The organism is Stieleria sp. JC731 (assembly GCF_020966635.1).
Taxonomy (GTDB): Bacteria; Planctomycetota; Planctomycetia; order Pirellulales; family Pirellulaceae; genus Stieleria.
This window is the reverse complement of the sequence record NZ_JAJKFQ010000011.1, coordinates 1,459,188-1,478,777: the sequence shown is the minus strand read 5'-3', so window position 1 is coordinate 1,478,777 and position 19,590 is coordinate 1,459,188. Positions and strand designations below refer to the sequence as shown.

Annotated in this window: 11 protein-coding genes; 5 read left to right on the top strand and 6 right to left on the bottom strand. The window is 53.3% G+C overall.

From position 1 onward, the window contains the following. Positions 1-208 precede the first annotated feature (208 nt). The 4 genes from LOC67_RS22160 to LOC67_RS22145 all read left to right on the top strand — a co-directional run bounded on the left by LOC67_RS22160 (position 209) and on the right by LOC67_RS22145 (position 7,352). A complete protein-coding gene (locus LOC67_RS22160) occupies positions 209-1,567 on the top strand; it encodes a sigma-54-dependent transcriptional regulator (protein WP_230265093.1) in 1,359 nt (452 codons plus the stop codon). A 173-nt stretch (positions 1,568-1,740) separates the two neighbouring features. Continuing rightward, positions 1,741-2,523, top strand: a complete 783-nt coding sequence (locus LOC67_RS22155; protein WP_230264998.1) for a TrmH family RNA methyltransferase — start codon at positions 1,741-1,743, stop codon at positions 2,521-2,523. A 169-nt stretch (positions 2,524-2,692) separates the two neighbouring features. Beyond that, positions 2,693-5,398, top strand: a complete 2,706-nt coding sequence (locus tag LOC67_RS22150; RefSeq protein ID WP_230264997.1) for a PVC-type heme-binding CxxCH protein — start codon at positions 2,693-2,695, stop codon at positions 5,396-5,398. Between the two features lie 70 nt (positions 5,399-5,468). Continuing rightward, on the top strand, positions 5,469-7,352 hold the full coding sequence (locus LOC67_RS22145; RefSeq protein WP_230264996.1) for a c-type cytochrome: 1,884 nt from the start codon (positions 5,469-5,471) through the stop codon (positions 7,350-7,352). Positions 7,353-7,563: 211 nt separating this feature from the next. On the opposite strand, the gene LOC67_RS22140 is transcribed toward LOC67_RS22145, so the two are convergent. Together LOC67_RS22140 and LOC67_RS22135 are read right to left on the bottom strand one after the other, a co-directional pair. After that, positions 7,564-8,196, bottom strand: a complete 633-nt coding sequence (locus LOC67_RS22140) for a response regulator (RefSeq protein ID WP_230264995.1) — start codon at positions 8,194-8,196, stop codon at positions 7,564-7,566. Between the two features lie 881 nt (positions 8,197-9,077). Then, complete coding sequence (locus tag LOC67_RS22135) at positions 9,078-9,995, bottom strand: YdcF family protein (RefSeq protein WP_230264994.1); 918 nt, start codon at positions 9,993-9,995, stop codon at positions 9,078-9,080. A gap of 538 nt (positions 9,996-10,533) precedes the next feature. On the opposite strand from LOC67_RS22135, the gene LOC67_RS22130 reads away from it, so the two are divergent. Continuing rightward, the gene (locus LOC67_RS22130) at positions 10,534-14,253 is read left to right on the top strand and encodes a PVC-type heme-binding CxxCH protein (RefSeq protein ID WP_230264993.1); all 3,720 of its coding nucleotides are present in this window, start codon (positions 10,534-10,536) and stop codon (positions 14,251-14,253) included. Positions 14,254-14,411: 158 nt separating this feature from the next. Here the strand turns inward: LOC67_RS22130 and LOC67_RS22125 are convergent, their stop codons facing one another. From LOC67_RS22125 to LOC67_RS22110, 4 genes are read right to left on the bottom strand one after another with little or no spacing between them, the layout of a single operon-like run. After that, complete coding sequence (locus LOC67_RS22125) at positions 14,412-15,617, bottom strand: aminotransferase class V-fold PLP-dependent enzyme (RefSeq protein WP_230264992.1); 1,206 nt, start codon at positions 15,615-15,617, stop codon at positions 14,412-14,414. Further along, positions 15,602-16,045: a molybdenum cofactor biosynthesis protein MoaE gene (locus LOC67_RS22120; protein WP_230264991.1), complete on the bottom strand. Its 444-nt coding sequence runs from the start codon at positions 16,043-16,045 to the stop codon at positions 15,602-15,604. The genes LOC67_RS22125 and LOC67_RS22120 overlap by 16 nt, the downstream gene beginning before the upstream one ends. A 43-nt stretch (positions 16,046-16,088) precedes the next feature. Next, a complete protein-coding gene (locus LOC67_RS22115; RefSeq protein WP_230264990.1) occupies positions 16,089-16,337 on the bottom strand; it encodes a MoaD/ThiS family protein in 249 nt (82 codons plus the stop codon). Continuing rightward, positions 16,334-19,321, bottom strand: coding sequence for an anaerobic glycerol-3-phosphate dehydrogenase subunit C (locus tag LOC67_RS22110; RefSeq protein ID WP_230264989.1), 2,988 nt, complete (start codon positions 19,319-19,321; stop codon positions 16,334-16,336). Before LOC67_RS22110 ends, LOC67_RS22115 begins: the two co-directional genes overlap by 4 nt. Positions 19,322-19,590 lie beyond the last annotated feature (269 nt).

Here is a 19,590-nt window from a genome sequence, read left to right as displayed (position 1 = left end):
GCAATATCCTGCAGCATGCGTGCAACGAACTGCACGCAATCGATGCAGCGATTCATCGGATAAGGACAGGGCTCTACCCGCTGAGCAATACCACGCGGCCCAAGCTAAGCGACCTATTCCATCCAAGAGCAATCGTGTTTGATCGGTACCAATGACTCTCGCATCCACACCCCCGACAATCGACAATACATCAGCCCCGCGCAGCTCTATGGAAGACGCTTTTCAGATCCTGATTGTCGATGACGAACCCAATATCCGCTCGGGGCTTGCCAAGGGGCTTCAAAAATATGCCGACCGGGTCGATACCGCAGGCTCAGTCAATGAAGCGCTCGACAAATTTCAGGCCGAGCAGCACCAGCTTGTCATTGCAGACATTCGCTTGCCCGGCGATCGCGATGGGCTTGAGCTTGTATCGATTGTCAAACAGCTAAACCCCGGCACGACCACCATCGTGATTACCGCCCACGGAACCGTTGACACCGCTGTCGATGCGCTTCGTCGCGGTGCATTTGATTTTATCACCAAGCCTGTCGATCTAAACCTGATCCGGCAACAGGTTGGCCGTGCCGTCGAACACCACAAGCTACAGCACGAAAACCACCAACTGAAAGAACGCTTGGCCGAGGCTGGTGAAGTCACCGGCATCATTGGCAACTGCCGAACGCTTAAAGAGTTGCTTGCACAAATTCGCCAAGTTGCCGATACCGACGCCACGGTGCTGATCCAAGGTGAAAGCGGCAGCGGTAAAGAATTGATCGCTCGTGCGATTCACGACTTGAGCCATCGATCACAAGGACCGTTCCTGGCAGTGAACCTAGGCGCGCTGCCAGAAACATTGCTCGAAAGCGAATTATTCGGACACGAGAAAGGATCGTTTACGGGAGCATCAAGGCAAAAGCCTGGCTGTTTTGAACAGTCCGCTAACGGAACACTGTTTTTAGATGAGATCACAGAGATCCCATCGAAATGCCAAGTCGACTTGTTGCGTGTTCTGGAAACCGGCCGCTTTGCAAGAATCGGTGGCGAAGGGCTGATGGAATCCGATGCACGAATCGTTTCCGCGACGAATCGAGACATTCGTCAGATGGTCGACGAAGGAACCTTTCGCGAAGATTTGTTTTATCGGTTGAACATCGTACCGATTCTGGTACCGCCATTGCGTGAACGTCGTGAAGACATCCCGCTGCTAATTGACCATTTCCTGACTCACTTTTGCTCTCGCCATCGACGAGACCAAAAGTCGATTAGTAGCGATGCGATGAGAACACTTTGTTCTTCCAGTTGGCCTGGAAACATTCGGCAGCTACGGAACGTGATTGAACGCTTGGTCGTAACGATCCCCGGAGATGAAATTGCCGAGACAGACTTACCCAGAGAACTCACCCGGTCAACGGAAGCGAAAAGCAGCTCAGCACTGACCCTGGCCGAAGTGACTGAGGCTGCCGAACGAGAAGCGATTCAGGAATCTTTATTGGCAAATGATTTTCACCGCGAACATACCGCAAAGGCTCTTGGCGTCAGCATTCGCACACTGCATTACAAGATGAATCGCTACGGACTTCACTAGGGGGTGATTGTTCCACCGCGACGTGTTCAAACATTGCCGTCGATTTGTCTGCCGGCATAAAACGTCTTTGACGAATTGCACAGTGGCCGTGCTACTGCCGACTTCCGCTATCGGGAAATCGGGAAAACAATTAGGCTTCTGTTTTTGACGAAGCCCTTACTTGTCTGTTGATCGTGCTTACCAGTCTGAACAATCCGACCGTCAAACGCCTCGTCCGACTTCGCGACAATCGAGCCCGGCGAAAAGCGAACAAAGTCATTGTTGATGGCTGGCGTGAAACAATCCAAGCACTCGATGCCGGTTTGGTCGCCAACGGATTGTTTACGAATCTTCAGTCGGTTCCCGAATCGGTACAAAAGCGGTGTGGTCAGTTGATCCAACCGGTATCCGACCCGGTCATGGAAAAGATCTCATACGGGAATTCTGCACGCAGCGTTGTCGCAGAGTTTGAAGAACCCGATTGGGGAATTGATCAATTGAACCTGCCTGCGGGCGGCTTGGTTTTGGTTCTCGACCAGTTTGAGAAGCCGGGCAATGTCGGCGCCGTTTTTCGCTGTGCAGATGCGGCGGGTGTCGATGCAATCTTGCTGACTGACTCATTGGCTGACCGATTTAATCCAAATGCCATTCGCAGCAGCTTAGGCGCGGTCTTTCGCGTTCCATCGGCGGCGATTAGCGAATCCGAAGCTCGTGAATTTTTGGCACGTCACCGGTACCAGATCTTTGCCGCACGCGTTGAAACATCCGAGGAGCTTTGGGATCGCGATCTAACGAGTGCGTCCGCAATCGTCATCGGAAACGAAGCACATGGGTTGGCTGAACGCTGGAAGACGGAAGGCCAATCGCGGGTCGATGGAATTCGCATTCCGATGCATGGTTCGGTCGACAGCCTCAACGCATCTGTCTCCGCATCGATCTTGATGTATGAGGCCCGTCGGCAACGTGCACTGGTTTAGTCTCTAGACTGCACCACAATTGAAACTGGGCCACACTTGAATCTGGGCCATTCTTAGAATGCGTCGACGAATCTTCGTCGCCTTTACGCGGGCGGGTTTGATTCGGTTTAGAATAGCGGTTCGGATAGGCACCCTCCCATCATCCCACCCCGCTATTCAGCACATCTCAATGAAAGCTTTGCATAAGATTTCACGGCGACTGATCGCCGCCTCCGCATTGTTTGGTCTATGCGGTTTCACGATCGACGTCGACGCGGCTGACTTAAAACTACAAAAAGGAGACCACATCTGCCTAGTTGGCAACGCACTCGGTGAACGCATGCAAGTGCAAAACGAGTGGGAATCGCTGCTGCATACGCGGTATCCAAACCACAACCTTGTCGTGCGGAATCTCTGTTTTCCTGCCGACGAAATCAACCTTCGAATTCGATCAAAGAACTTCGGCACGCCTCAGGAACATTTGACGCATAGCCAAGCATCGGTGGTGATGTATTTCTTGGGCTACAACGAATCGTTCGCCGGTGAAGATGGACTTAAAGAATTCAAGACAGACCTGACCAAGCTCGTTGCCGAAACACTCGCCAATGATTTTGGCAAAGGACGTCCGCAAGTCGTCCTGGTTTCCCCAATCGCATTCGAAGGATCCGACGATCCCGATTTGTCAGACGGGCAGCAGCAGAATGCGAATTTGGAAATCTATACACATGCGATGTCGCAAGTTGCCTCGGAAACGGGTGTCGTGTTTGTCGACCTCTTTCATCCGACGGACGAACTGTTCGGAAAATCGGACGCCCCGCTGACGATCAATGGCTTTCATCTAAATGACGCCGGCTACCAAAAGTTGGCTCCGATCTTGGACGAAGCGCTGTTCGGAAATGAATTAAACGTCCCGGTTCCAGGCGATCTCAAAGCCGAGATTGACAACAAAAACTTTCATTGGTTCCACCGCTATCGAGCGGTCAACGGGTTTTCGATCTACGGCGACCGGGGACTCGCTGGCAGCGACGGTACATACAACAACCGTGATGTGATGGAACGCGAACTTTCCATCCTGGACCAAATGACGGCCAATCGTGATGCCAGGATCTGGGCGGTCGCGGCTGGCAAGCCTGTTGCCGATCAAATTGACGACTCAAGCACGTTGCCGTTTATCGAACCCAAAACCAACGTCGGTATTCCAGGGGACAAAAACGCCAAAGCAGGGAAGCTCGGTACACTGCAATACCTACCCGCTTCAGAGCAAATCAAACTGTTCGACTTGGCAGAAGGCTTTGAAATCCAGCTGATCGCCAGCGAAGAACAATTTCCCGAACTGTCCAACCCCGTTGCTTTGAACTTCGATAGCCGTGGGCGTCTGTGGGTCGCGACGATGAAATCGTATCCGCACTGGCAGCCGAAGTCACCGATGGATGACAAGCTACTGATCTTTGAAGATACCGACGGCGACCATGATGCTGACGTCTGCAAAGTCTTTGCCGACAACCTACACCAGCCGACCGGATTCGAACTCGGCCATGGCGGAGCGTACGTGTCTCGCCAGCCCGATATCTGGTTTATGAAGGACACCGATGGTGACGACAAGGCCGATGAGACCGTTCGTCAGATTGTCGGCATGGATTCAGCTGACTCTCACCACGGGATTGCGGCATTCGAATGGGGCCCCGGTGGCAACCTGTATTTTCAGGAAGGAACCTTCAAGTTCTCTGCTGTCGAAACTCCGTATGGTCCCAGACGCTGCGGAGAAGCAGGCATTTGGAAATACAATCCGCGGACACAACGGATGGACGTGCATTGCAATTTCGCATTCGCCAATCCATGGGGATACTGCTACGACCGTTGGGGACAAGACTTCATCGGTGACGCGTCACCCGGTTTCTCCTACTGGGCGGCTCCGATTACCGGGCATATCGAATACCCTAACAAGCACCCAGGCGGCAGCCAGCATCGTCGAGTGGCAGAACTTGGCGGTGGCGATCCTCAATACCGACATCCGACGTTCTACCCGAAACGTATCCGTCCACTTGCCGGATGCGCGATCGTTTCCAGTCGTCACTTTCCCGAGCAATGGCAAGGCAACTTTCTGGTCACAAACGTTATCGGTGAACGCGCAATCTTGAACCATCAGATCCGCGAATCCGAAGAAGGAAGTGGATTCGTCGGTGAAGAAAAGGAGGCGTTGCTGTCTTGCCGCGACGGCAACTTCCGTCCCGTGGATATGCAATTCGCCCCCGATGGGTCGTTGTATATCGTCGATTGGCACAATGCTTTGATCGGCCACTTGCAACACAATCTACGTGAACCTCACCGTGATCATTCGCACGGCCGGATCTGGCGTGTCACATGCAAAGATCGCCCTTTATTGGAGCCTGCAAAGATCGAAGGTGAACCGATCGCGGCGTTGCTTGAATTGCTAAAAAGTCCCGAAGACCGAACGCGTTATCGCGCTCGTCGTGAACTCGCAGCACGCAGCAGCGAAGAGGTGATTGCGTCGTTGGAGTCCTGGATCGAAAGTCTTGACGCATCCAATCCAGAGATCGAGCACCATCAGATGGAGGCTTTGTGGATGTATCAAACACACAACCAAATCCATCGGCCTCTGTTGGACAAGCTATCGTCATCGGACAACCATCGCGCCCGTGCCGCCTGCGTCCGTTTGATCTCGCACATGCTGCACGCTATCGATGATGCGGCAGATCGGATCGCGAAAGCAATTAACGACAAGCATCCGACGGTACGTCTGGAAGGTGTTCGTGCTGCGAGTTTCCTGAACGGAGAATCGGCAGTCGAAATGGCTCTCGGTGTCTTGGAATACGAGATGGACGACTACTTGCAATACACGCTTGATGAAACCATGCGTGCTTTGGAAGAAAACTAGCGGAAGCGTTCAAATCACGCTCGCTGGATCTTCCGACAACCAAGACTTTGCCCCTCCGAATCTATCATCTATGGACGCTCCACTTTTGAAACGCGCCGCGTTGGCGATCGCGTTGTTGGCTGCAAGTACAGACGCCAGTGCCCAGCAAAACAACGCACCTAAGATATTCTTGGATAAGTCTCCACGAATCGTTGCCTATCAACTTGGGCGTCTGGATGACACTCGTTTATTGATGGTCGAACGCTCAACGGACGATCCGAAGTACATTCCCGTGTACGAAGCGATCACCTTGCGTTCGGCAATGACATCCGGAGTGCGCGAAGAAGCGTTTAACGCGTTGGTCAAACTTCGCGATACGACGTTTACAACGGAGCTGCTCTCCGCGATCACTGGAATCAAAAGTTCGGATTCTGAATCAAAGCGATTGGTCAACTTGCTCGGCAAAACTCTGCTGGACCAACCTCCAGAGGAACTCAACGGGCAGAAAGAACAGCTAATTGAATTGGTTGGTAACAGCGATGCAATGAAAAGCGCCGTCGCGATGGCCGCATTGATTGTGGCCGGCCAACAGGAAGACATCGATATCCTTTGCAGGGACTCTGACTCGGCGATCAACGCCAGGCTTTCAGCTGTCGCATTGTTGCCGAGTGACTCCCTTCAGAACGCTCAGCGAGAATTTGCGGTATCACAGCTGCAGTCGCCTTCGATCACTGTTCGGCGTGCGGCGATCTCTGCACTGGCAACGATCCCTGGAGAGCCCCACAACACGTTCAACCTATTGATCGGTCTCGTGGACAATGCCGATCTTCGTGTCAGTGCGTGCCGAGGGCTGCTGCGACTTCCCACTCAATCTTTCGACGCGGCCGCGTCAGCACAAGCAGCGAGCGTGCTTGTGGCCTTTGCCGAACAGACCGAACCGGCAAACCGAACAACCGACGGATTTATCGACGCGATGCGGTCGGTCGATCGTCTGTTGACCGTCGTGGAACCGAATGCGGCAAAGGCACTTCGGCGTCGCCTGAGGGAAGTCGCGGTACGAGTTGTTCGAATCGGAACCGTCGAAGAAGAGATGCGGTACGACGTTCCCTATTTCGCTGTCGAAGCCGGACGTCCGGTTCAGATCCTACTTGAAAACCACGATCTGATGCCTCACAACCTGGTTGTCACACAACCGGGAACACTGAAAAGCGTAGCGATGGCTGGCCTAACAGCAGGCCCGGAAGGCACCGATGGACTGCCCTACGTGCCACAGTCAACAAATATCCTTGCGGCGAGTGATCTGATCGCGCCGGACAAGTCGGCCAGAATTACCTTGACGGCTCCGAAAACGCCTGGTGAGTACCCCTATGTTTGCACCTTCCCGCAACACTGGTACCGCATGTACGGCGTCATGATCGTCGTGGAGGACTTAGACGCTTGGAATCAGAATCCGACCGAACCGGTGAATCCACTCGGAAGCAACCGTTCATTCGTCAAAGCGTGGTCCATCGACGACTTCCGCGACAACCTTGGCGACGGACTGGCCGGTAGGTCAGCGTCCATCGGAGAGAAAATCTTCAACGAAGCGTCCTGTGTCGGTTGCCACAAGGTCAAGGGCAGCGGCGGAGTTGTCGGGCCTGAACTGACAGACGTTTATGCTCGGTGGAAACAAGACGACATGGCGATCCTGCGTGAAATCCTAGAACCGTCTCATAAAATCGATAGCAAGTACGCGATGCAAACGGTTTTGACCACGGAAGGAAAAACGTACTCGGGAATTGTGCTCGATGAGAACGACGACATCCTAACGATGGTCAGCAGCCCCGACGACAAGGAACCCATTGTCATCCAGCAAGACGACATTGAACTGACCAAAAGGAGTGCTACGTCGATGATGCCTAAAGCTCTTTTGGATCAATACACCAAGGAAGAGATCCTGGAGCTGATGGCGTATCTAAAGTCGGTGTCACCCTGACATACACACGAAGCAATTGAGCCGGATGTGGTCCGCTTTTTCGAGCTTCGAAGACGACTGTTCCCGTCGCTGCCGTGCAAACGGTTTGCTCCGTCCACGTCAGCTACACCAGCAGCGTCAGCCATGCCAGCCACGGCAGCGCATTAAAAAACGGTTGTCAGGAATTGCTCCATAACAACCGTTCGATGTTGATGATTGGAAAGACCGTCAACTAGACGAGGTTTCGACGAACCGCCCAAACGGCAGCTTGGGTTCGGTCGGTCACACCGATCTTTCGCAGGATGTGCTGGACGTGTTCCTTCACAGTTTCGTAGCTGATGCCCAGCATTTTGGCGATTTCTTTGTTGGTCAAACCCTGCGCCATTTGACGCAGAACTTCACTCTCGCGATGAGTCAAAGGGACATCCAGATCTTGGCTCAATCGTGGAGTTGCCAAAGCACCTGTGACACGACGAAGTTCTTCGCGAGTCCAAGCTGATTCGCCATTGGCAGCGGTCGTCAGGGCGTCGATCAAACGCTCTTTCGGAGCCGACTTCAGAACGTACCCAGCCGCTCCCAGTGCAACCGCACGGGCGATGTAAGTCGGGTTGTCATAAGCCGAATACAAAACGATCGGCAGATCTGGATAATCCAGCTTCAGTCGACCGAGCGTGTTAAGGCCGTCACCACCTTCCATGCGGATATCCATCAGCACGCAATCAGGGGTCGACTTCTCGACTTCGGCGATCGCTTCAGCAGCATTGCATGCTTCAGCCGCGACGACGAGATCTGTTCCCTCAAGCATCGCTTTCAGGCCCATCCGAATTACCAAGTGATCGTCCGCCACTAACACATTCTTACTCATTGATTCTCCTAGCTCTTGGGGGGTAAAAGCTTTTCAGGCTCAAATGAACGAGTGACGAATTGTTAATCTCGTTCAGGTTAACTCTCTCAGCGTAAACGTTTATATCGTCCACATGGGGTGACATCAAAAAGATGCACCCCGCGATGGATAAGGCATTATCACCACCCAAAACTCTCTCCCCCACTTTGAAGCTAATCCAATTTGGGAAAGTAAGCGGCCATAAAACCACGGTAGGGTCAAAAATGTCCCGCGAACCTCATCCAGCTGTTTTCATTGTCCGATAATCCAGGCGGTTTCGTCATGCCCAGATTGGACGGTTTTATGCGAAAGGCAAACGCCCTCACGTTCAAAATTCGTGAAAAACTCGAATTTCGGACAGAGTTTATGTTCGCTTCTCGACTTTTTCTGTTCTTTGGCGGGTATCCGCCCGGAGTTTTTTCAGAAAAACCACCCGGTAGCGGAATGCCGTCACCTCATTTTGGTCAGATGACAAGAGAACAGACTAGTGAAAAGATATCAAGAATCAGGCCATCCCTCCATCGGAGCTCGCAGGCCTAAATCGGCAAGGTCCACCGCCATCCTGCCCGGCCCATCTACGGGTGCTGATCTCCGCGAAATAGGCTCCCCCAAACGCGACTGACCACCACGCCCGAGAAACTAACCCCCACAGTCTCCTATTCGTCGGGGTCGCGTTCTGTTTGATCTCACTTGCTAGCCTGCGGCGCCTGCCCATGATCCTGGGGGATTGTCACACGCATCATCGGGACCCGCTTACAGCTCCTCAGAGTTGCGATCTTTCCAGCCATGCGGTGGAGCGCTCTGACATATCGATTTCAACATAGCATCTTGCTAGCGATATTAACTGGCGATGCAGCGCCATGCTACCTTCCAACCATCGCCGCAAGATATGTCTTGCAAACCGATGCGATCTTCTTTGCCGCTCCAGCATTCGGTATCAACTCTCGCGGCGTCCAAGCCGACTCCGTTGCGTTGAAACCGCAAGGGATCGGTATGAAGTCCAACTGCCTGCGTTCTGCCAGACGTAGTGCCCGCGGGATGTGATAAGCACTGGTTGCTAGACCGAGACGCAAATCACTGGATGCGACTTTGGCAGACCACAGACGGGGCGGGTCGGCCAGGAAAGATTCCATCGATTCCATCTCCTGCGAAGTGTTCTCGCCAGGGATTTCAAAGATCACTTCCTCAGGCACACCAATCGACTGCAACAGCTCGCGTGACAGCACCGACGGATGGTTCTGGCCAACGTGAGCCGTGCCGGTGCAGATGATCGTCTTCGTCTTTCCCGCATACCAGAGCTTCGCAACCGTCATCAGCCTTTCACCATCATTGTTCAGCTGAGCTTGGCCAAAATCATTTCTCGTTGCAAAACCTCCCAACAAGACCACTGCATCAAGCGGTTCTTCCAGACTGCTCACCGGATCTTTGTCGGGTACGAATTCGGTTGATTGATACAGCGGCCCTGCCACCATCGGGTTGAAAAACACGAATACAAACAGAAACACGAAAGCGCAAACACGGGCCGCTGCCTTTTGTTTGCAGTACCTGGCGGCCGTGATTCCAAATAGCATGATCAGCCACAAAAGAGCTGTTGGCATCGCCAGGTCAGTCATGGCTCGCTCCGCCAAAGCTCGGCCGCCCACCAGCCAAGTCCACAAGACAATCACAGCTGACAAACTGCCACACACCAAGGCACCTCGAAGCGCCGCACCCTTCCAGTCGCAGCACCGCTGCGCAGCGTTCTCATCGCTACAAGCGGCGGTCGTGTTCGTTTCCGTCATCGGTAAAAGCCGGTCTACTAAGTAAGCGCAAAACAGGACAGCGAAAGCCGCGAGTCTGATTGAAAATACAATGTGTCCGAAACATCAGTTCGCTAAATTCACTTGCCCAATAATTTAACTGGCATCGGTTACGAAAGTGCGAACGGGACTGGTTGCCAAGTTGAGCCTCCCCACTGGGCGGTCTTGTGAACCCACCTTCTCTTTCGGCCGGTAAATCACGGACGATTGCATCCTCGCCAGGAAGATTCACCAGCGTCCCTATCGCTGTACGCTTCGGAAACCCAGCGCAACGGCGATTTGTGCGAGCAACCAAATCGATAAATTGGGCCTGCGAAATCGCGTCGGGGTGCTGAGAATTTTGTCGTTTAAGCTATACTTGCATCATGGCGAACGCGACGCCATTTGGTTCCAGATCGTTGTACGCCATCTCAATTCGGCGACGACAATTTGGCACCTCCCGCCCCATCCACTCCTACCTCAATCTTTGTCCAACACTTCTCTTAAAACTTGGACATGGTTTATATCGCAAAGGACAAACATGAAGCGTTTGATTTGTTTGCTAGCCGCGTTTTCCTTGACGACGGCGCTGTCGCAATCTTGTAATGCCGATGGCCCCAAGCTTGAGCTTCGCAAAGGTTTGAAAATTGTATCGGTGGGCAGTTCGCTCGGCGAACGGATGAACCTGTATGGCAATTTCGAAACGAACCTGCATCTGGCGCACCCAGACAAGGAACTTCAATTCCGAAATTTCTGTTGGCCGGCCGACGAAGTCTCCGTCAGACAACGACCCAGCAACTACACCGATATCGACGATCCGCTGTCAGTGTTCGCCCCCGAAGCCTACCTGTGCTTCTTTGGAACGAACGAGTCTTACGCCGGTTCGGATCCGGCAGCGATTGAGAAATTCATCAATGACTATCGGTCCTACCTCGAATACGTCAACGGAAAATACTCCAGCGGCAACGCACAGTTTGTCCTGATCAGCCCAGCAGCATTCGAATCGACTGGCAATGATCTGGAACCGAATGTCACCGAACGCAACAACACGCTAAAGCTTTATCGCGACGCGATCGAGCAACTGGCAAACGAATTGAATCTGCCATTTGTTGATCTTTTCACCGCGACAGACAAAGCGTTTGCCGAGACACCAGGTTCTCAATACACCATCAACGGAATTCATCTAAATCAAGCTGGCGATGAACTTATTGCCACGCAGCTACAGGAGAGCCTGTTCGAGCAACAAGCTGACTCTAGCGAAGCCGACTTCGCGACGGTTCAGCGATGGGTCAATGACAAGTCTTGGCTACACCTGCAAGACTATCGGATGCTAAACGGTTGGTATGTCTATGGCGGACGCCGTACGTGGGATACAGAGACGTTCCCAAGTGAATACCGAAAGATCCGTAACATGGTTGAAGTCCGCGACGAGTACATCTGGGACTTGGTCCAGAACGAACCTGTTGCCGACGCCCCCGACGATTCGCAAACGGGTGAAGTCGTCATTCCGGAAACCATGTTTGGTACACGCGACGACAACTTTCGGAAGATGCGTGAACCCACCGAGCTGGTTTACCCAACCCCGGAAGAGTCGATCGATATGATGTCCGTTCCAAACGGAATGGAAGTCAAACTTTTTGCTTCTGAACGTGAGTTTCCAGAACTTGCGAACCCGAACCAATTGGCGTTCGACGCAAAAGGTCGCTTGTGGGTTTCGTGCATGCCGAACTATCCGCAATGGCAGCCGGGTGCGGCACCGCCAAGCGATCGCTTGCTGATTTTTGAAGACACCGATGGCGATGGAAAGGCTGATGAGTGCAAAACATTCTATGACAAGCTGATTTGCCCAACCGGCTTCGAATTCTATGACGATGGAGTTTTGGTCGTTGACGAACCTCGCATCCTGTTTCTTAAAGACACCGATGGTGATGACAAAGCCGACGAAGTCATTCAGTTGATTGACGGAATCGCCACAGACGACACGCACCACACCATGGGTGCATGGGAGTTCTCGCATGGTGGTTACCTTCACATGCTTGAAGGCATCGCGCTATCGACCACGTTGGAAACTCCGTGGGGTCCTTTTCGCAATAAAGGCACCGGTGGCGCCTATGTCTACGACCCAAAGAACGGTCGCTTTCTCCACTACCGGACACCGGGATACGGTAACCCGTGGTGTTTGGTCTTCGACCAATGGGGCAACGGTATCATTGGCGACGGCACCAACGCGCGGCAGCACTGGATTTCGCCTTTGGCCGGAAAAGAAGTCAACACAAGAAAGACGTTGGAACCCGTATTCGATAATCAAGGTATGCGACCAGCGGTTGGAAACGAATTCCTGCTGTCGCGTCACTTGCCCGATGAAATCCAAGGCCAATTCATTTACGCGTGCGTGATCAACATGCACGGGATGCCGCGTTTCACTTTAAATGCACAAGAAGACCAGGCTGGGTATGAAGGCCAACGTGTGGAAGACCTGCTTTCATCCACCGACATGATCTTTCGCCCCGTCGATCCTAAAATTGGTCCCGACGGTGCCGTTTGGTTCGGTGACTGGTGCAATGCCTTGATCGGTCACATGCAATACTCACAGCGTGATCCCAATCGTGACCACACGCACGGTCGTGTCTATCGTCTAGTCAATAAGAACAAGCCGCTTTTGGATAAGGTCGACTTGTCCTACATGTCAGAGGCGCGACTGCTAGAAGAATTACTCGTTCCTGAATTGCGAACCCGATACCGAGTTCGACGAGTTCTCCGTGATCGTGATGAAGCCAAAGTGATGGCAGCGATCGATCGCTGGGTCGCAGACACGACCGACCCGCTGCAACTTTGTGAAGCGATGTGGATCCAAGAGAGTTTCCGAAAGGTCGACACCTCGCTGTTGGATCGCATCTTGGGCAGCGATAATCCGCTCGCTCGTGCAGCAGCGATTCACACAATCACCAACGAAATCACGCGAATCGATTCCGCCCACGAATACCTTGCCGAAGCAACATCAGACCCGCACCCACGCGTCCGACTTGAAGCAGTTCGAGGCATCAGTTTCCTGGAGACCCCAGACGCGGTCGCACTGGCGCTAAGCGTGACCAATCATCCGATGGATTATTGGCTGGACTACACACTGGAGCACACGCTGCATGCGTTGCAGCCAATGTGGAATGATATCGAACGCGATGAGAACTTCTTGGCTGGCAGTTCTGAAGCCGCCAAAGCCTTTTTCATCCGTTATCGCCGTATCAATGGGCCTGGTGGAGCAGCGGTCTTGCCGCTTGAGATTGCAGAAAACGTTGATGCATCTGAGCGAGAACGCAATCGAGCGATCGGTCAACTCGCCAACCTGCGTGGTGGAAATGCCCAGCGAGGTGAACGTGTTTACGTGCAAGTCTGCTCGGCCTGTCACCAGATTGGCGAACTAGGCAAAAAGTTTGGCCCAGACCTGACTGATATCGGTTCGCGGATGCAGAAACATCAGATCATTAGGTCCGTCCTGATGCCAAACGCTGAGATCAGCAAAGGCTACGAGACAGTCAATATTTTGACAGTTGATGGTGACACCGTGAACGGTTTTGTGATCGCCAAGGACAAAGAGAAAGTTACTTTGGGAATCGCTGATGGAAAACAAAGAACGATCTTGCTGGACGACATTGAAATCGAAAAGCCGATGAAAGCGAGCTCGATGCCCGAAGGCTTGGCCAAGCAAATCGCTCCGATCGAATTCTTGGATCTGATTGAGTTCCTCTCCAGCCGACGCAATATGTACAAGGCTTCCAAAGATGGCTGGATCAGTCCGGCCTACAAGAAAGCCCCTGAATTGCGTTCACACGATGGCAGCAGCGAAATCACTTACGACGCCGCGATTAAATTCGGTCCGAACTTCAGCAATGGGACATGGAACAATGACGCACATCTGTTGTTGACCAAGGATGCACGGCAAGACTTTGACTTCGCGTTCCATTCCGAGCACGATGTCGACTCGCCCTACATCACAATCCGTCTCGCCCAACCTTCGAAGATCAAACACTTGCGATTGGTCAATCGAAAGGAAAGTCAATTCCATAGCCGCGCCGAAGGCCTGACGGTTTGGACGAGTGTTGACGGCGAAAGCTATGACAAAGTCTGGTCGGCCGATGAGATGAAAGGCGAGTGGATGATCGACTTCGACGAACCCATTCAAGCTCGCTACATCCGAATCGGCCTTGATGGTAAAGGTACGTTCCACCTGTACCAAGTCGTAGGCTATGGCGAAGCAGATCAGTAAAACCTGCTAGTCGCCATCAAGAAGACAATCGAAACAGCTGCGAGATTCTCGCAGCTGTTTTTTTTACCGTCACATCGTCGTTCGACAGTTCGATTCTGAACGCTTTTGCCAAAAGCTGGCCCGTTGAATTAGCCCGCTGGTCTCGCTAGCTGAACTTGTCAGTTAGGGATCACACCAAGCAGTTCTTCCAAGGCACTGGACAAAGCGTCGAGTTCATCCAGAGTTGTTCCGACACCGCAGCTAATCCTGAGCGTGCCGTCCGTTGGCGAGCCAATGGCTTGGTGAATTAACGCTGCACAATGCAATCCAGAACGGACTTCGATACCGAACTCACTATCCAGGATTGCTGCCACTTCACTGGCCCCCATTCCATCAACTTCGATGCTGGCGATTGGCAACCTCAGTTGATCCGGACGACCGATCACCCGCACTCCCGGGATCCGTTCAAGCCGCAGATAAAGTTCTTCAGCCAACTTGCCTAGTGATCGATAACGTTCTGACACGCAATCGGCAGCTAATTTTTCACCGCGGCAACTAGCCAGTCCGGCTAACCAACCTGCCATTGCGGGGACGTTCATATTGCCTGCTTCAAATGAACTGGGAAAACTCATTGGCATTTCCAAGTCGTCTGACTGGCTGCCAGTTCCGCCAAAAACGATCGGACGCAACTTTGAATGGTAGCGTTGATTGAGGTACATGAACCCGGTCCCAAGTGGACCTTGGCCGCCTTTGTGACCGGGAGCCGCTAGACAATCGATACCCTGTGTTTGCACATCGATAGGAAGGTAGCCAAACGACTGAGCCGCATCGGTCATTAAAATTGGCTTCAGATCAACTTCAAATTGCTGTGTTAGAGCCGCGCCGATCTCCGCGATCGGTTGGACCACACCATTAACATTTGCGGCATGAAGAATCGAAACGATTCGAGTGTTCGGACGCAGAGCGTTCATCACGCTTTCGACACTGACCAATCCTTGCCCATCGACGTCAACGATGCTGCAATCCACACTTTGCGAGCGTGATAATTCGTGGATTGGGCGAAGGACGCTGTTATGCTCGGCAGCGCATGTCACAACGTGATCTCCGGGACGTAGCAACCCGAACAGCCCCAAATTTAACGCTTCAGTGCCTCCGGACTGCAACGTTATTTCATTCGCACTCGGTGCGTTGATCCATCTAGCGATCTCGGCACGTAGTTCCGCAACTTTTGCCGAAGCGCGGACAGAACTGCGATACGCACCGCGTCCTACAGAGGCTTCGTGATGAAGCATTTGTTGCATCATCGCGTTGACGGTCGCCGCCGGCTTAGGAACACTGGTGGCGGCATGATCAAGATAGATACGCTGATTCACGGGTGTATCCATTGCGTCGTTTCATCCACAAACATTTCCCGTTTCCAAATCGGCACGTCGGCCTTTAATTCATCCATGATGACCGGCAGGGCTTCAAACGCCTCGCGACGATGCGCACTGCTGCAGCCGACCAAAACGCTCGATTCGCCGATCGCGACTTCACCAAGACGGTGGACGATCACGACATTGAAAAGGTTGAACTTTTGCTTGGCATCTTCAGCAATCTGCCTGAGCTGTCGCAAAGCCATCGATTCATGAGCTTCGTAGTACAGCGTCTTCGTGACGCGAACGGTCCCGGATTGATCCCTCGTCTTCCGGCGGGTCACGCCCGAGAACCAAGCATGAGCCCCGGTATCAGGATCCGCGAGAACATCTGACCATTGGGCCAAATCGATGCGGGCGTGAACGAGACGAATGAGAATGGACTTCTTGTCATCCATGATGAGGTTGGATCTTTCGCTAGAAATGAATGCGTCTGATGGGTCAGCCACCGCTAACAGGTGGGATCAAAGCGAACTCGGATGCGGATGCATCAATTGCCGTTTGCTCACCCACATAGGCTCCATCGATCGCAAGCCGGCTGTGGCGAATCAACTGGGCAACTTCGGGCAAAACGTCTGCTACGGTAGAAATCAAGTCACCTGCGGTTTCAATCCCGTCCGCGTCGACTCGGATCGACGATTCCCCGGCTGCATCACGCAAGGCGGCGAACAAGAGTATTTCGATTTTCATGCCATGCCCCCTTTCAACAGGCCTAATTGCTCACCGACTTTCGGAAGTCGTCCATATGCGTAGGCCAGAAGCTTGATGGGATGAATCGTTTGCATCCCAGCGGCATGTTCGATCTGCATTTTGCACGCACTGCACTCGGTCGATGCGATCGGAATACCGCTGGAACGCATCGCAGAAATCATCGGCCAACCGATCCGCAAACTGTTGCGATAGTTTTTTCGCTGCAACCCCCAGGTACCAGCCATCCCACTACAACCGCCTTCGACATGATCGACAAGCAAACCTGGAATCAATCGCAGAAGTTCGACAGCGGCCAAGTCAGGATCAAGCACCCGTAGATGACAGGGGCGGTGGTAAGCAAAGTGTGCATCGACTGGATTAAGTTGGCGATCAAGTTTTCCTTCACGATCCAAATGCATCAAGAAGTCACACGCCTCGAATGAATGTTTGGCGACCAGATAGGCATCTTCATCGTCGAACAGATTTGGGTATTCATGTTTGAGGCATAGGACTGCCGACGGTTCGGTCGCCACGACGGTGTAACCGCTTCGGATCGCTTCGGCCAAAAGTCGAAGGTTTCGACGCCCGATCCGGCGTGCCCCCTTTAAGTCGCCAGCGGTGATCCTGGCCATCCCGCTGCCCGACTGGGATGTGGGCACATAGAGTCCGATGCCGTTTTGCTGCAGGACCTCTGCAAGTGCGCGACCGACATCGGGATCATGGTAATTTGCATAGTGGTCGACGAAATAGAGCACCTTGGTGCCTTCTGATTCGCTTCGCTTTGTCCAGCGACGGCGGGCCGCGTAGCGAACGAAACTGGTATCGGCGATCGATGGCAATTGCCGTGTCGACACTAACCCAAACATCTGCTCAGCAAGCCAACGTGTGACACGATTCTTCAGCAGCAAATTCGAAATCCGCGGCAACCTCGAACCGATACTGGCGATCGAGTCCAGGCGTGTGAATAGACGTTCGGATAACGGCAATCCATTTGTCGCGACATAGTGGGCTTTGATCTCGCCGACAATTTTTGGAATGTCCACCGTCGACGGACATTCCACACGGCATTGGTGGCAGTTAAAGCACAGGTCGGCAACCGATTTTGCCCGATCGCTGGCAAGTGATTCGACGTCGACTTTACCGCTTAACACACCCCGCAATAAATTCGCCTTGGCACGGGGCGTAGCTTCTTCTTTCCGCATCGTTCGATAAACCGGACACTGCCGTTCATCAACCGCGGTCGTCCTACAGCGTCCACATCCGTTGCACGAATGCGTGACCTGATCGATCATCTTATTCGCTGGCCAATGTTGCATCACCGGCAACTGTGGGACCGTGCCATTTTGCAAACGTGATTCCTGAACGACGCGTTCGGATGCTTCGATCAGCGTTCTCGCAGGTGAGACGACTTGGATCGAATCACCGATCGGTCTAAGGTTTTCATCGGGCTGCTGCAGGACGGCGCCGAACAGCTTTCCCGGATTCAGTCGATGGTGAGGATCGAAGAGACGTTTTATCTGCCCCATCGCTAACCAAAAGTCGCCGTATTGTTTTGGCAAAAGGGCACTGCGGCTTAACCCTGCGGCGTGTTCGACTGAGACTTGGCCGCCCATTTTCCAGACGACCTCTGCGACGTCATTGGCGACCTGCCGAATCTTGTTTCGGTCCTCGGCGATGGACAGATCTAAGAACGGCCGAATGTGAAGCTGGCCGTGCCCCGCGTGCGCAAAAACGGTTGACGTACATTCGTGATCACGAAGTGTTTTCTGGATCGCGATTAATGCTTCGGGAAGCTTTTGCGGATCGACGGCGATGTCTTCTGTAAATGGGATCGGCATTTCCTTGCCACGCAGGCGCCCCAACCGTGGTGTGACGCGGCGGCAAAGCTTCCAATACTGATCGCGTTGTTTTTGGTTGGTGGTCGAGGACGCTTGGAACGCGCCGTCGGGACCTCGGGTCAGTTCGCTTTTAAGCAAATCAATTCGATCGTTCAATTCGGCCAGCGAATCGCCTTGCAGTTCCAGCAACAGCATCGCTTCGGCTTCACGCGGCAACATGTTGCCGAATTGCCGTTCAGTTTCCCTTGCGATGCCTAGCAAGCGACGGCCAATCATGTCACAAGCAACTGGGCCGTGCTTGAGCGAAACAACAGCGCTTCGGGCGGCAGATTCCAAACGGTGAAAGAACAGAGCCGCGACACCTCGATGCCTTGGGATGTTCTCCGTTTTTACTGTCGCTTCGACGATTAAAGCGAGTGTTCCTTGAGTTCCGCACAGAAACTTTGCCAAGTCAACGTTGTTATCTTCGTCGATCACTCCGTCAAACCGATAGCCGCCGCGTGCCGGTGCGGATGCGGCCTGGGCCTCAATACATTCGCGATGTTGATCGCGGATGCTGACCAAGCCGCGAGCCAACCGACCGGGAATGCCCGTTTGCGAAGGTTGGTGCTTGGACAGATTCAGCAACTCACCTTCCATCGTGACAACGCGCAGCGAATGAATATTGTCACGTGCCGATCCGCTGCGCAAGTAGTGACTGCCGGACGCATTGGTCGCAAGCACGCTGCCCATTGTTGTGATGCTACGCGTTGCCGGGTCAGGCCCAAACCAACGGCCGGACGACCGGATACCCCGATTCAATTCCGCCAGCGTCATTCCGGCTTCGACGACGACACGGCCGTCATTGCGATCCATCTGCATGCGACGCATGTATCGCGAAAAATCCAAGATCAATCCCGGACCGATCGATTCTCCAGCGACGCCACTTCCGGCGCCACGCGGATGGATCGGCAAATCGTGCTCAGACGCGTAACGCACGATCGCAACGACATCGGAAGCCGACTGGGGCCGAACAACTCCGATGGGTTGCAGTTCATAGATGCTGGCGTCGGTCGAGTACAAGGTTCGCGATACGTCATCGCACAAGACATCGCCCCGCACGATCCCGCGCAAGTCATCTTGTATTCGTTGCCGATCGATCTCCATCGCAATCCTAATCGTTCAAATTCAACTCGCGCGGCGATTACGCTTGCGATGTGGTGACACCAATACGAATCTTACTGAAACAAGGGTCTCGAAAGGATTCACTGAAATCACTCAGTAGAAGCACAATACTGTAAAAAGCCCTCGAGTTCCCTCCCACCAGCTTAATCGTAAATCCACCCAAGAATCGAGGTGGGGTACCCCAACTGGCGTGATGAACTTGCTCGCTCTGCATAGGGCAGCAGATTCCGTTAGAACAGCCTTGCCGATCC

Bases quoted from the DNA above. Each gene is read 5' to 3' on its own strand.
- LOC67_RS22145 (WP_230264996.1), top strand. From the start codon at position 5,469: ATGGACGCTCCACTTTTGAAACGCGCCGCGTTGGCGATCGCGTTGTTG.
- LOC67_RS22135 (WP_230264994.1), bottom strand. From the start codon at position 9,995: ATGACGGAAACGAACACGACCGCCGCTTGTAGCGATGAGAACGCTGCG.
- LOC67_RS22130 (WP_230264993.1), top strand. From the start codon at position 10,534: ATGAAGCGTTTGATTTGTTTGCTAGCCGCGTTTTCCTTGACGACGGCG.
- LOC67_RS22120 (WP_230264991.1), bottom strand. From the start codon at position 16,045: ATGGATGACAAGAAGTCCATTCTCATTCGTCTCGTTCACGCCCGCATC.
- LOC67_RS22150 (WP_230264997.1), top strand. From the start codon at position 2,693: ATGAAAGCTTTGCATAAGATTTCACGGCGACTGATCGCCGCCTCCGCA.
- LOC67_RS22115 (WP_230264990.1), bottom strand. From the start codon at position 16,337: ATGAAAATCGAAATACTCTTGTTCGCCGCCTTGCGTGATGCAGCCGGG.
- LOC67_RS22160 (WP_230265093.1), top strand. From the start codon at position 209: ATGGAAGACGCTTTTCAGATCCTGATTGTCGATGACGAACCCAATATC.
- LOC67_RS22140 (WP_230264995.1), bottom strand. From the start codon at position 8,196: ATGAGTAAGAATGTGTTAGTGGCGGACGATCACTTGGTAATTCGGATG.
- LOC67_RS22110 (WP_230264989.1), bottom strand. From the start codon at position 19,321: ATGGAGATCGATCGGCAACGAATACAAGATGACTTGCGCGGGATCGTG.
- LOC67_RS22125 (WP_230264992.1), bottom strand. From the start codon at position 15,617: ATGGATACACCCGTGAATCAGCGTATCTATCTTGATCATGCCGCCACC.